Below are 13,428 nucleotides of genomic sequence, written 5' to 3'. Positions count from 1 at the left end.
GTGGTTCTCCGATCTACTTGGGCGCCGGATCGCGCGGCAGGCCGAGAACCCGTTCTGCGACCAGATTTCTGACGATTTCGGACGTGCCACCCGCAATCGTCAGGCACCTGCTGAACAGGTAGTCGTGCACGACGGTGGGTTCCGCACCGACCAGGACGGCCGGCCCCGCAATACGCAGCGCGAGTTCCGCGACGCGTTGGGCGTGCTCGGCGCCGAAGAGCTTGGCGATATTGCCCTCGATGCCGGGTCCGGAATCGAAGATCGCCCGGGCAGCCTGCCGCAGGTTCAACGCGACAAGGGTGTAGGCCTCGATCAGCAACGCACCGGCCTCACGCCCCAGGCCGGTATCACCTGGACGGTGGCGTACCTGCAGATCGATCAACGCGTCGGCGGTCATCGTGACCGACCCGCCGCCGATGGACACCCGTTCGTTGCCGAACGCCGCCATCGCCACGCCCCAGCCCGCGTTCACCGCGCCGACCACATCGCGATCGGGCACGAATACGTCATCGAAAAAGACCTCGTTGAACAGCGTCTCGCCGGTGATCTCGGTGAGCGGGCGGATCTGCACCGCCGGATCGGAGAGGTCGATGACCATCGCCGTGATGCCCTTGTGTTTGGGCACGTCCGGATCGGTGCGGACCGTGGCAAGTCCACGCTGGCAGTTCACCGCGTCGCTGGTCCACACCTTCTGACCCGACACCACCCAGCCACCGTCGACGCGGCGGGCCTTGGTGGCGACCGCTGCGGCATCGGAGCCTGCCCCCGGTTCACTGAACAGCTGGCACCACCGCAGCTCGCCTTCCAGGCTGGGCCACATCAGCCGCTCGACCTGCTCGGCGCTGCCATGCTGCAGCAGCGTCGGCACCACCCACTCACCCAGCCCAAGGCTGGGCTTGTCGAGCCCGTCGAGAACTTCCTCGATGATCAGCTGCTCGGTGCTGTCGGCGTTGCGGCCGTACGGTTTGGGCCAGTGCGGCTGCAGGTAACCGCTGCGCGCCCAGAGCTTCTGGCGACCGTCGGCCTCCGTTGTCTCGATTTCGGTGCGAAACTCCTGCGCCGCCTGCCGGTACTGGTCGGCGTCCGGCGGTAGCTCCACCGTATTTCCGCGCCGCACGCCGTGGGTTTGCAGCTCGATGACCCTGTCGCGCAACGCGTCCTGGTCACCGGCAAAGGCCTGCAGCACCGTCGCACGCCTGATGTAGAGGTGCGCGTCGTGTTCCCAGGTATAGCCGATGCCACCGTGCACCTGCACGTTCTGCAGCGCCACCCGCTGGTAGGCGGTGAGGGCGTGCCCAGCGGCCATCGCTACCGCGAGTTCGGCCTCCGCACCTTCGGCGCGGGCGGCGTCCCAGGTCGCGGCCACCGCGAGCTCCGTGTCGACCAGCATATTGGCGCAATGATGTTTGACCGCCTGGAAGGAGCCGATGGGGCGGCCGAACTGCTCACGGCTCGCGGCATACGCGGTGGCCATCTCCGTGCAGGCGCCCAGCCCGCCGACCGCCTCTGCAGCGGCGAGCAGCCGCACCGCGCGCGAGGCAACGGTCGCACCACCGGGAAACACCTCGGCGACCACGGCCGAGGCGAGGCTCACCACCGTGACCGGCCGCAGAAGCTGGTCGACCGAGTCGGTCTTCCGTGTGCTCACACCGTCACCGGCGCGGACCAGCACGAGATCATCGCCCACCGGCAGCAAGAACACGTCGGCGGCCGATTCGGCCAGGGTAGCCACCGCGGTGGCCGAAACCTGCGAATCAGCAACAGTCGCAGCACTGCTGGTACCGATGCCGGCCACGACATCACCGGACACCAGCTGTGGCAGCCAACGCTTACGCTGCTCATCGGTGCCGATTTCGGCGATCACCGCCGACACCGCGACAGTGGGCAGGAACGGTCCGCCGATTGCTGCGCGTCCGAGTTGTTCCAACACGATGGTGAGCTCGGGCAGTCCATAGCCCTGGCCGCCGAACTGCTCCTCGACGTGCAGACCGAGCCATCCGGTCGACACGATCTCCTTCCACAATCCGTCGTCGGTCCACCACCTGCCGCCAATGGTCTCGGAGTCGAGCAGAATCCGGCGGGCGCCTGCGACACCACCGCGTCCGGCCACCATCGCGGCGGCCACCTCGGCGAGCGCGCGATGATCCTCGGTTATCGCCAATGCCATTGGCATATCTCCATTCTCGTCACCAGGGTGTCCCGAACCGCTCGCGGAAGGTCACCGACGTGGCCGGGCGACGACCGGGCGGTGAAAGTTTTTTGATGGACCGCCCCACATAGACTGCGGCCATCGGGTTCAGGTTGGCGGGCAGCGCCAGCAGTTCACGCACCCGGTCGACGCCGAACGTCGTCAGCCCGGTAGTCAGGCAGGACCCGTAACCGAGGTCATTCGCGGCGAGCAGCAGGTTCTGCACTGCCGGGTAGATCGACGACGGTGCGTAGATCTCGGCGACCCGCTCGGAATCGGCGCACACCACCACAATGACCGGTGCGGCCGCGAACCCGCCTTTGGCAAAACCATATTCGAGATCAGCGACGAGCGTCTTGTCGTCAAGGCTCTGCTTGACGAAGTCACCGCCGCCGGCGTTCCACGTCTCGGTCCACCAGTCGGCGAGCAGTCTTCGGCTCTGCGCGTCGCGGACCACGATGAACGTCCAGGGCTGGGTGTTCTCCGCGCTCGGCGCATGCACCGCTGCAGTCAGCATCTTCTCGACGTCGGAATCGGACACCTGGCCATCCGGGTCGAAGCGCCGGCAGGCCCGCTGGGCCGCGATGCCGGTGAGCAGATCCCCCATTACTGCGATGCCGCTACGCGTTCGCCGCGTGGAGTCCATCCAGTGAGAGACACAGTGCTCAGATCCAGCCACTCCCCCAGGGTGAGAGTGCCCGCCATGACCCGCTTCAAGAACTCCGCCATTACCGACTCCGGTTCGTCGGCCAGTTCATAGACCACCATGTAGCGGTGCGTGGCCGGCGGTAGTTGCGCCGGCAGATCCTCATCGTCCGGGACTGTCAATTCCGCAATGTCATACCGTTGGGCCGCCACTACGCCGGGAACGCCGAGGACCTCGGGCAGATGCTGTGTGTCGTACCACTTGTTGAACGCCTCGTCCTCACCCTCGATCGGGTTGGTCAGCACAAGAAACAGGTTGTCGGCCATTGACGCACCTTTCGCACGGGGGCCCGTTTGGGCCATTCGAACACTATGACAGTCAACTGCCATAGTCAACGAGCGGTAGGCAGCTAGCTGTTGACTGTGACAGTTAACTGCCATAGCGTGCTGAGTCACGGATCCGAGAGTGGCGGCGGTGGTGGTACGTACCCTGCGGTGTTGATCAAATCGAAACTGGGAGTCTGGCAATGCGTTTCACCGTCTACCTACCCAACTGCATGCACGTCGCCGCCATCACTCAACCCTGGGAGCACGACATGGGCGGGCGGGACATCGCCCTCGTGGCGCAGCGGGCCGAAGAGTTGGGCTACTCGATGGTCTTCCTACCCGAGCACTTCTTCACACCGACGTCCCATGTCGAACTCTCAGGCGACCACTATTTCGACGCAACCACCGCGCAGGCCTATATTGCCGGCGCCACGTCGACCATCACAATCGGATCGATGGTCACCATCCTCCCGCTGCACAACCCGATCGTCGCCGCGAAACAGATCGCGACGCTCGACTGGTTCAGCGGCGGTCGCGCGCAGACCACTGTCGGCGTCGGCTGGCTCAAGGAGGAGTACGACGCCATCGGTGTCCCATTCAAGAAGCGGGGCCGGATGACCGACGAGTACCTCGAAGCCATGTTCGAGTTGTGGCACAGCGATTCACCGAGCTTCGCCGGCGAGTTCGTCACGTTCGACGACATCGCCTTCGGACCCAAGCCGATCACCAAACCCCATCCCACGGTGTGGATCGGCGGGGACGCCGACGCGGCACTACGCCGAGCGGCCCGCTTCGGCGACGGCTGGGCACCGTGGCTGACCAAACCCGACGAGTTGCCCGCCAAACTGGACTACCTACGTTCCCAACCGGGTTTCGACGGTCGGCCTTTCTCGGTGTTCTACAGCCTTGCCGTGTTATCCATCGGCCAGGAACATGCCATTGTCGACGATCCGAACGCGCAATTCGGCCAGAGCGCTCAGCAGGTCATCGACAACTGCAACATGCTCGTCGAACGTGGCGTCACCGACACCTGGGTCAACCCGCCACCCTTGAACGACTTCAACGCCTACCTCGACCACATGCAGTGGGTCGCTGAGGAGATCATCCCCAAGGTCGGATAAGTGCTGCCGAATGCGAGACCAACCGCGCCCGTCGACGTCGCACCGGATCTCGAAGGGGACTATGTAGTCCTGCTCGACGGTAGCGCATGTGGGTCACGTAACAGGCTTGGCAACAAAGGCTTCGGCATCAACCTGATGCGAGGTCTCGGGCTGCCCGTACCCCCTGCCGTCTGTATATCCACCGACGTGTGCGCGGCGCTGATGGCAGGCGATGAGCACATCCTGGATCGCATCTGGCCCGACGTGCTCGACAAACTCCGCCGGCTCGAGGCGGAGACCTCGCGTACGTTCGGCCACGGGCCACGCCCGCTGCTGGTCAGCGTCCGATCCGGCGCTGCGCAGTCAATGCCGGGCATGCTGGACACGGTGCTCGACCTCGGCATCGACGACGCGGTCCAAACGTCACTGGCCGCGCACACCTCGCCGGGATTCGCCGCCGATACCCGCTCGCGGTTCCAGACGATGTACCGCAGAATCGTGCTCGGAGCGGACGCATCCGCCGAAATCCCAGTCGACCCGTTCGTTCAACTTCGTGGCGCCATTGAGGCAGTGTTCGCGTCATGGCACAGCCCACGTGCCGAGACCTACCGCGCCCATCAGCGCCTGGCCGTCGACGGGGGCACCGCGGTGGTGGTGCAGGCGATGGTGTTCGGCAACCTCGGCAGCGACTCGGGCACCGGGGTCCTGTTCAGCCGTAACCCGGCCACAGGTGCCGATGAACCGCTGGGCGAATGGCTGCCAGGAGCCCAGGGAGAGGACGTGGTCTCGGGCACCTCCGACTGCCTGCCACTTGATGCGTTACGCGCCGCGCAACCACGGGTGTTCACCGAACTGATCGCGGCAGCGGACCAACTTGAACAGCTGGGTCGCGACGTCCAGGACATCGAGTTCACGGTCGAGGCGGGCCGGCTGTGGCTGCTGCAGACCCGTGTGGCGAAGCGGTCCCCGCAGGCGGCCGTGCGGCTGGCGCTCAAGTTCCGCGACATCGGGCTCATCGACGACGCCGAAGCAGTACGACGGGTCACCCCCGAACAGGTCCGCACACTACTGTCTCCCGCACTTCAACCCGAAACACGGTTGGCGGCAAAGCTGTTGGCCAGTGGGTTGCCGGCCAGCCCGGGTATCGCATCGGGTACGGCCTACGTAGATGTCGATGACGCGCTCGACGCCGCCGACGCGGGTGGGGAAGTGATCCTGGTCCGCACCTCGACCAGCCCGGACGACGTCGCCGGGATGATGGCCTCCCGCGCCATCGTCACAGAACTCGGGGGCACCACCTCCCATGCCGCCGTGGTGAGCCGTGAACTCGGTAGACCCGCCGTGGTGGGCTGTGGCGCAGACGTGGCCGCCGCACTCGATGGCAAGGTGATCACGATCGACGGCGGCGAAGGGCAGGTGTGGGAAGGCGCCCTGGAGTTGACGGCATGGTCCGAGCGCGACAGCCCCGACCTGGTTGCGCTGGCCGCGCTCGCCCGCAGCGTCAGCCCTTTGCGGGCCCATGCCACCGGTACACACCCGGTGCTTACCGACGCAGACACGGCCGCAGTGCGCGACGCATTGGCGAGCGACCGAACCGACGTGGTCTGCGACACACCGTTGATCGCGATGCTGACCGCGATCCAGCTCGCCGACCACGATAGGAGATCCGAGAATGGATGAGCTGACACTGCTGCAGGCCGTTCGACTCAAGGGGCGGGTGCGGCCGGCGGCGCTCGCCACCACGCTCGACGAGGACGAGGCCACAGTGAATTCGGCAGTCCAGCAGCTCACCGAGGCAGGTCTGCTGGCCGCCGGCTCGACCATCCGGTTGTCCCCCGCCGGGCGGGCCCGTCTGACCGAGCTGCTCGCCGTGGAATGGCGCAACACCGACGGTGACGCGATCGTGCGGTCATATGCGGAATTCCGCAGGGTCAACCGCGATTTCAAGTCGCTGGTATCCGCCTGGCAGCTCAAGAACGGTGAGCCGAACGATCACACGGACGCCGATCACGACGCTGCGGTGCTCAGTCGGCTCAACGACGTCCACCGAGCGGTCCTGCCCATTCTCACCGTTGTCGCCGGACAGCTACCGCGCCTGGACGCCTACACCGCCAAGTTGTCGGCGGCGCTGAACCGGATACAGGCCGGCGACACCAGTTGGTTCACCCGACCGCTGGTCGACTCGTTTCACACGGTGTGGTTCGAACTTCACGAAGAACTCATCGGCGCAGCCGGACTGACTCGTGCGGAGGAGGCCAGCGCCGGCCTGGACGAGTAACCGGCCGCCGTCCTCGCGCCGAGAGTCAAACCGTCAGCGCCCAATAGGATCCGTGAGATTCGACCTCTCGATATAGGCATAGCCAACTTCGCCGGCCAGTGTCACCTCTGCCCAGCTGACCGTGTAGGACCGGACCGGATCCATCACACCGTAGGGCAGACCGTCCGCCATCGACAACCACAACGACGAACGTACGACGCCCTGCATCGAAGCTCCGTCGAGTGCGCAGGTGAACCGCTCGCCATCGCGCTGGAGTAGGGGGGCTTGCGGGATTTGTTCGAGTGCAACATGTCTGAGCACTCCGTCCTCGACCGTGTACGCACCTTCGAGAGTAGTATGCCCATCCCGAGCCCAGTAACGACACAATCCGAACGCGCGTCCGCTGGGCATGACTCCCCCGGCGATCACATGGCCGCCCCAGTCGGTCAGGGTGTCAGCGCCACGCGGTCCACGGGAATGGTCACGCCAGCCGCCGCCGTCGAAATGCGAGGCCACCCCGTCGACCGTCACCTGACCCGTGACCCGGGTGAGTTGCTCGTAATGCTCTCGGGCCCAACTCTGCTTGGACATACCGTCGCCCGCTGTCGCGGCGTCCCACACCGGGGTGACGCATTCCACTTCGAGATCGAGGCGGACGTGACTCTTGGCGCCGTCGCGAAGCAAGCCGGTGCACATCTCGCCGTACGAAGAGCGTAGGCAGAAGCCGTCGAATGTGATGCGCCACTTCCGGAATGGCTCGTGACACCGAAATTCCAGGTTCGCACCCGCAGGCCGGCGTTCCGGAACCGTGTGGTGGTAGGCCCACATGCTGAGCACGCCCCGGTCTTCGGGAAGCGCGATGATCACCCGGTCTTCCCACATCTCCCACATGTCGGCGACGGTGCCCAGATGTAGCCACATCCCAATGTCGCTCACCGGATCGTACGGGGTGAACAACAGGTTCTCGGTCCACCCCGGTACATCCGGGCATGACCGCACCGTGCTCTCACTCTCCACGCTCAGCCCGGCCGACATCATTCGCGTCACACCCGCCAACTCGGTTGTCCTTCCTTGTCCAATCCGCCCGACTGCACCAGCACGGCGACCTCTCCGGTGCCACCGTCGACCCGGACCACGTCACCGGTGCGCAGTGCGCGGGTGCCGTTGCCGGTTCCGACCACGCAAGTGATACCCAGTTCCCGGGCGACGATCGCCCCGTGGCTGGCGGGACCGCCGATATCGGTCACCAGCGCGCCGGCGAGCGAAACCAGTGCCGTCCAACCGGGATCGACGAATTTGCACACCAGTATCTCACCGTCGGCGAGGACATCGTCGGAGACCGCGTCCAGCACCACCCGTACGATGCCCTCGACCACCCCGGGCCCGGCCGGCGTACCCCGGACGGTGCCATCTGAGCCGACGTCCTTGGCGGCGACCGGCTGCGGCATTCCGGTGAAAATGACCGGAATCTCCACCGCTCGGTACTCTTCGCGCCGCTGTCGGCGGAACGTGACGAGGCCGCGTGCCTCGCGCGGCAACGGTCCGAGCAACTCTGCAGTGGTGAGGTAGAAGGTGTCGTCGGGCGAATCGAGCGCACCTGCCGCAACCAACTGCCGGCCGAGTGCGACTGCTGCCGCCCTGGCGCCGTCGACCGCGGTGAGGAAGCCCGCCTTGGTGAGTTCCACTGATCGCACCTGAAATCCGGTGAACTGCAACAGTCGACGGAACAAAGATCGACTCAGCAGGGGTAATTCCGCCAGCAGTTCGGCTTCGGCTTGCTCCCGAGCAGCCACCGCACGGTCGGCCCGCGCCCGGGGGCGTTCAGCTTCGGGTCTGCCCGCATGCACCGCAGCGATGCGAATCACCGCCTCGGGATCTTCCCGCCACGAATGCCCGATGACGTTGCCCTCGTTGGGCCCGTGGAATCCATGCCGCTCGATAAACTCGGCGATGGTGAGTTCGCCCTGACCGACTGACCACACGTCATCGGCGAGCCGCGTCTCGATGACTCCGCCATATCCGGCGAGCAAGGTCGCAACGAGATCCGAGCGACCCAGCCGAACGGTTGCCGACTCGACCTGGGAACGCAACGTATTCAGGATCATTCGAGTGCGGATATGTGCCCGCATGACGCCGGTGAATCGGTCAGCCGACTCGGCCAGCAGGGCCCGCGGATCGGCGGGAGGACCCGACAGCACCTCAGTACGCCACCAGGTCATCTGGTCGTCGTGCGCACGCTGGGGTGCCCAGCGCTGCCGGATAGCGGCGAGGGGCGCCTTCACCGCCACAAATGGCAACCGGGTGGGATCGCTTCTGGTGGGTATGGCATTGGCGCGCACCGAACCCAGCAAGTCACGTTCAAAGTCGTCGCCTGTCATGCCCGGGAGGAGGCCGGCCAGCTCACGGGCCCGATCGACATTCATCGCCTGTCTGCCGTAAAAGCATGCGGTCGCCCATTGGTTCGGATCATCAGGCACGGAGAGTGCCGAACGTGGCAGGACGCCGAAATCGTAAATTCCTGCACGAGAAGCACGTTCGACGCCGCCACCCCACAGAGACCAGCACAACGGGGACAAGATGTCCGGTGTGGCTTCGCCGACGTTGGTCAACGTCCACATCCGGTCCGGCTCGCTGCACCCCCGAATCGGGTCCGTCAAGTCGGCTGGCACACCGTCGTCGGCCATCATCCTCCTGAACCTTGATCCTCCTGGGGCCAGCCGTGGCAGTCGACTGTCATTATTACATCGATTCTGACACGTATCGACGCCGTCCGTCGTCGTTTAACCCAAGCCCGGGCGCCCCCATCGTCATCACGAATTCCAGCGCCGGCGGTAGCCGCCGGCCAAAGCACCATAGGAACGCCGTTTCGCCGACCCTATTCATTAGCTCATCTATTGACTGTGTGCTGAATCACCTCTCCAACAGCACCCGAAACACCGTTCGCGGTATACCCTCGCCCTATAACTAAACTTAGTTCACTTATAGGGATCAGGAGCTGTGACAATGCACATCACCATTGACGAGACGAAGTGTTGTGCCGCGGGCCAGTGCGTTTTTGCCGCGCCCGACATCTTTGACCAGCGAGAAGACGACGGGATAGTCGTCCTTCTCAATGCCGACCCGCCAGAGGACCAGTGGGAGGGTGCGCGCCAGGCAGCAGCAGTCTGCCCGGCGTTGGCGATCGAGGTTTGGGAGTGACCGCGCACGCAGGCGTCGTCGTGGTCGGCGCATCAGCGGCCGGCCTGTCGGTTGCTGAGACGTTGCGTCGCGATGGCTTCGACAGACGCATCACCCTCATCGGCGAAGAGAACCGGCCGCCTTACGATCGACCGCCGCTGTCCAAGGAAGTTCTGGCCGGCACGTGGCCCGAACACAAGCTGGAGCTGCGGGAGGCGGACAAAATCGCCGCGCTGAATCTCGACCTGCGACTCGGCGTCCGCGCCGACTCAGTGGACACGGCGAGCCGAGCGGTCACGCTCTCCGATGGATCACAGGTGCGATACCACGACCTGGTCATCGCCACCGGGGTGCGCCCCCGTCGACTGCCCGGCACTGAGGGGGTCGCAGGTGTGCACGTCCTGCGCACCCTCGACGATGCCCGCCACCTGAGGGCAGAACTGGCCCGAAGTCCGCGACTGGTGATCGTCGGAGCCGGATTCCTCGGCGCCGAGGTGGCCTCGGTGGCCCGCGCTGCGGGCGCAACGGTCACCCTGGTATCCGATGTCGACGCTCCGCTGTCCGATGTGCTGGGCAATGAACTGGGACGACTCCTCATTGACGTACATGTCGAACACGGCGTCCGGATTCACGCCGGCGTCAAGGTGGTCGGCATCATGACTGAAGGCGGTCGAGCCGCCGGTGTTCAGCTGGCGGATGGTGCGACGCTGGCCGCCGACGCCGTACTGGTATCGATCGGCTCGATCCCCAACACCGAATGGCTTGCCGGCAGCGCCGTCCCGACCGGCGATGGGGTGCTCTGCGATGAATATTGCCGAGCGGCACCGGGCGTGTGGGCCGCGGGCGACGTCGCGTCCTGGTATCACGTCGGCATCGGTGAACGTATCCGAGTCGAACATCGCACCAACGCTGCCGAGCAAGGTCTTGCCGTCGCGCGGAACATCCTCGCGGGATCCAATCCGGCCCCGTTCGTCCCGGTCCCTTACATCTGGTCGGACCAGTACGACCTGAAGATCCAGATACACGGTCTTCCGCGCAACGCCGATTCGTTCACGGTCACCGACGGCAGCATCGATGACCGCGAGCTCGTCGCCGTCTATGGCAAGGGCGGCCGCGCCCGAGCGGCCGTCGGCATCAACATGATCCGCCCTCTGCGCGCTGCCCGATCACTGGTGGCAGCACGGGCCGACCTGACATCCATCCTCAGCGAGGGAGCTACCGCATGAGCATCCAAACAGAGTCCGCCACAGTGGACTACACCCGAGCCGAGCCTCGTGCCGGCGTCATCGGACTGGGCATGATAGGCGGTGCCGTCGCGGTCGGTCTCGCCCGGAGCGGCCGGACGCCGACGGTCTACGACATCCGCTTCGACGCCGCAGCCGGACTTGCCGGAGTGCCCGCCCCCGTGGCGTCACCGGCTCAAGTGGCCTGTGACAGCGATGTGGTGCTGCTGGCCGTGGTCGACGCCGATCAGGCCCGCCAGGTGCTATGCGCCGACGACGGCGTCCTCTCAGCCGCTCATCCGGGGCTGATCGTGGTTCTGTTGTCCACCGTTGCGGTGCCCGTGGTGTACGAGCTCGCCCGGACATGCGCGAAAGAGGGTGTGGCCCTGTTGGATTGCGGTGTAACGCAGGCAGTGCCGAGCGGCCTCGTCGCCATTCTGGGCGGCGATGACGCCACAGTCGCGCACGCCATGCCGGTGCTGGCGGACTTCGCCAAGGACGTGGTGCATTGCGGCCCACTGGGCGCCGGCATGGCGACCAAGATCGCCCGCAACATCGTCACCTACGGCACCTGGCGCGCCGTCCACGAGGCGGCCACGGTGGTGGAATCCGCCGGCGTCGATCCGGCGAAATTGATCGCCGTGGTCGAGGACGCCGATCCCCGCGGCACCACCCTGTTTTCCTGGTTGCGCAACCAGCTCGCAGCCGAAGAGCAGACACGCGAGATGGTGCCGCAGGTTCGCCGGCTGATGGACAAGGACCTCGCCGCAGCCCAGGAACTCGCAGCAAGAAGTAACATTTCTGTTCCCCTCGTCGACGCTGCCCGTGCCAACAGCGCTGAGACTTTGGCCATCCCACAGAAGGAATCTCATGAGTGAAACGACCGAACTGGGTCGCAAGACCATGGACGCGGTCTACGGAGCGGGGTTCTCCAAGACGATGCCCGACGTGTCGAACCCCATGCTGGACGACACGATCGACCACCTCTTCGGCGAGATCTGGAGCCGTCCCGGTCTCTCGATACGCGACCGCCGATTACTGGTGATCGGAGCCACCGCCGCGCTGGGTCGTGCCGACCTCATCGAGATCCAGGCCCGAGGTGCGCTGGAGAACGATGAACTCTCGCCCGGTGAGCTCCGCGAGGCCGTCCTGCAGTTGCACTACTACGTCGGCTGGGGCAACGGCACCCAGGTCAACCAAGGCGTCGAAGCCGCCATCAGCGAGCGTGAAGGCCAATCCGACTGCAGCGCTCAGTCAGATCCAGAAGGCAAGGAGCACAACCAATGACAACCAGCATTCACGAGATGCCGATCGAACGGGAACAGCTTCTCGACCCGCCCCTGGCGTACCACCAGCTGCGCGAGGACCAACCCATTGTCCGGATGCGGTTCCCTAGTGGTCGCGTCGGCTGGCTGGTCACCCGGTTCGAGGAGGGCAGTCAGGTCTTCTCCGACCCACGGCTGAGTTCACAACGACCACGGCACGACGTGGCAGAAGAGGACGACGTCGACCCCGACGACAACGATTCGGCGGAGGCCCTGCCCCCGACGTTCAACTCCATGGACGCCCCCGACCACGGGGCCTACCGGCGGCTGCTCTCAGGGAAGTTCACGCCCAAGTCGGTGCAGGTCAACCTGCAGCCCTATATCGACACCATCGTCACCGAGCATCTGGACGCCATCGAGGCACAAGGAGCAAGCGGCACGCCGGTCGACCTGATCGAGCAACTCGCGCTGCCGATTCCGTGCCTGGTCATCTGCGAACTTCTCGGCGTGCCCTATCAGGACCGGGACAAGTTCCACCACGCCACCGAGGTAATGATGGACACCAGCAAGCGGCGCGCCGAGCGCGACACCGGCGCACACTGGCTGATGGAGTACATCACCAAGCTGGTCGCAGAGAAGCGCGCAGACCCCGGTTCCGACGGCCTGCTCGCCGAGTTGATCCGCAAGAGTGAGGAGGACGGGTCCATCCTGTCCGATGAAGACCTCATCGGCATCGGCGTGTTGCTGCTGTTCGCCGGGCACGACACCACCATGGCCATGATCGGTCTGTCCACACTGACGCTGCTCACCCACCCCGCGCAACGCCGAGATCTTGCCGAGCATCCGGAGAAGACGGGTACCGCCGTCGAGGAACTGCTGCGTTATCTGACGATCGTCCAGTTCGGGCTGGGCCGCACCGCCAAGGAAGACCTGGAGATCGGTGGCCAGGCCATCGCCAAAGGCGACCTGGTCGTGGTCGCCATGCCCGCAGCCAACCGCGACCCACGGGTGTTCGACAACCCGGACGAGCCGGACTTCGACCGGAAGATGACCCGACACCTGGCCTTCGGCTACGGCGTACATCAGTGCCTCGGCCAGAACATCGCCAGGGCCGAGTTGAAAACGATCCTCCCGCAACTGTTCGCACGATTCCCCGGCCTGAAGTTGGCCACCCCGTTGGACGAGGTCGAGATGGACACCTACGGGACCAACTACGGCGTCAAGAAGATGCTCGTCACCTGGTGAC

At 65.3% G+C, this 13,428-nt stretch carries 13 protein-coding genes; 8 read left to right on the top strand and 5 right to left on the bottom strand.

From position 1 onward, the window contains the following. Window positions 1-13 precede the first annotated feature (13 nt). From M1247_RS06860 to M1247_RS06850, 3 genes are read right to left on the bottom strand one after another with little or no spacing between them, the layout of a single operon-like run. Window positions 14-2,167 carry an acyl-CoA dehydrogenase family protein gene (locus M1247_RS06860; protein WP_317155513.1) on the bottom strand — a complete coding sequence of 718 codons (2,154 nt, stop codon included), beginning with the start codon at window positions 2,165-2,167 and terminating at the stop codon, window positions 14-16. Between the two features lie 19 nt (window positions 2,168-2,186). After that, window positions 2,187-2,795: a nitroreductase family protein gene (locus M1247_RS06855; RefSeq protein ID WP_317155512.1), complete on the bottom strand. Its 609-nt coding sequence runs from the start codon at window positions 2,793-2,795 to the stop codon at window positions 2,187-2,189. After that, window positions 2,795-3,160 carry a DUF4286 family protein gene (locus M1247_RS06850; protein ID WP_317155511.1) on the bottom strand — a complete coding sequence of 122 codons (366 nt, stop codon included), beginning with the start codon at window positions 3,158-3,160 and terminating at the stop codon, window positions 2,795-2,797. Before M1247_RS06850 ends, M1247_RS06855 begins: the two co-directional genes overlap by 1 nt. A 200-nt stretch (window positions 3,161-3,360) precedes the next feature. Between M1247_RS06850 and M1247_RS06845 the strand changes: the two genes are divergently transcribed. Genes M1247_RS06845 through M1247_RS06835 form a run of 3 tightly spaced genes read left to right on the top strand, consistent with a single transcriptional unit; the run spans window position 3,361 to window position 6,538 of the window. Next, window positions 3,361-4,281 (top strand): TIGR03619 family F420-dependent LLM class oxidoreductase, encoded by a 921-nt coding sequence (locus M1247_RS06845; RefSeq protein WP_317155510.1) that lies wholly within the window; start codon window positions 3,361-3,363, stop codon window positions 4,279-4,281. Between the two features lie 3 nt (window positions 4,282-4,284). Beyond that, window positions 4,285-5,940: a pyruvate, phosphate dikinase gene (locus M1247_RS06840; RefSeq protein WP_317155632.1), complete on the top strand. Its 1,656-nt coding sequence runs from the start codon at window positions 4,285-4,287 to the stop codon at window positions 5,938-5,940. After that, window positions 5,933-6,538, top strand: coding sequence for a helix-turn-helix domain-containing protein (locus M1247_RS06835; protein WP_317155509.1), 606 nt, complete (start codon window positions 5,933-5,935; stop codon window positions 6,536-6,538). The genes M1247_RS06840 and M1247_RS06835 overlap by 8 nt, the downstream gene beginning before the upstream one ends. Before the next feature lie 33 nt (window positions 6,539-6,571). Here M1247_RS06835 and M1247_RS06830 read toward each other — a convergent pair whose 3' ends face one another. Further along, on the bottom strand, window positions 6,572-7,555 hold the full coding sequence (locus tag M1247_RS06830) for a DUF7064 domain-containing protein (RefSeq protein ID WP_317155631.1): 984 nt from the start codon (window positions 7,553-7,555) through the stop codon (window positions 6,572-6,574). Between the two features lie 5 nt (window positions 7,556-7,560). Further along, window positions 7,561-8,940 (bottom strand): PEP-utilizing enzyme, encoded by a 1,380-nt coding sequence (locus tag M1247_RS06825; RefSeq protein ID WP_317155508.1) that lies wholly within the window; start codon window positions 8,938-8,940, stop codon window positions 7,561-7,563. 580 nt (window positions 8,941-9,520) lie between these two features. Here M1247_RS06825 and M1247_RS06820 point away from each other — a divergent pair. From M1247_RS06820 to M1247_RS06800, 5 genes are read left to right on the top strand one after another with little or no spacing between them, the layout of a single operon-like run. Continuing rightward, complete coding sequence (locus tag M1247_RS06820; protein ID WP_317155507.1) at window positions 9,521-9,715, top strand: ferredoxin; 195 nt, start codon at window positions 9,521-9,523, stop codon at window positions 9,713-9,715. Continuing rightward, window positions 9,712-10,920, top strand: coding sequence for an NAD(P)/FAD-dependent oxidoreductase (locus tag M1247_RS06815; RefSeq protein ID WP_317155506.1), 1,209 nt, complete (start codon window positions 9,712-9,714; stop codon window positions 10,918-10,920). Before M1247_RS06820 ends, M1247_RS06815 begins: the two co-directional genes overlap by 4 nt. After that, window positions 10,917-11,795 (top strand): NAD(P)-dependent oxidoreductase, encoded by an 879-nt coding sequence (locus M1247_RS06810; protein WP_317155505.1) that lies wholly within the window; start codon window positions 10,917-10,919, stop codon window positions 11,793-11,795. Before M1247_RS06815 ends, M1247_RS06810 begins: the two co-directional genes overlap by 4 nt. Further along, window positions 11,788-12,204, top strand: a complete 417-nt coding sequence (locus M1247_RS06805; protein ID WP_317155504.1) for a carboxymuconolactone decarboxylase family protein — start codon at window positions 11,788-11,790, stop codon at window positions 12,202-12,204. Before M1247_RS06810 ends, M1247_RS06805 begins: the two co-directional genes overlap by 8 nt. Further along, window positions 12,201-13,427 (top strand): cytochrome P450, encoded by a 1,227-nt coding sequence (locus tag M1247_RS06800; protein WP_317155503.1) that lies wholly within the window; start codon window positions 12,201-12,203, stop codon window positions 13,425-13,427. The genes M1247_RS06805 and M1247_RS06800 overlap by 4 nt, the downstream gene beginning before the upstream one ends. The last annotated feature ends 1 nt before the right edge of the window (window position 13,428 follow it).

It is taken from the genome of Mycobacterium appelbergii (assembly GCF_032883035.1).
GTDB classification, from domain to species: domain Bacteria; phylum Actinomycetota; class Actinomycetes; order Mycobacteriales; family Mycobacteriaceae; genus Mycobacterium; species Mycobacterium appelbergii.
The sequence above is the reverse complement of the archived record's forward strand: the minus strand, read 5'-3'. Positions and strand labels throughout refer to the sequence as shown.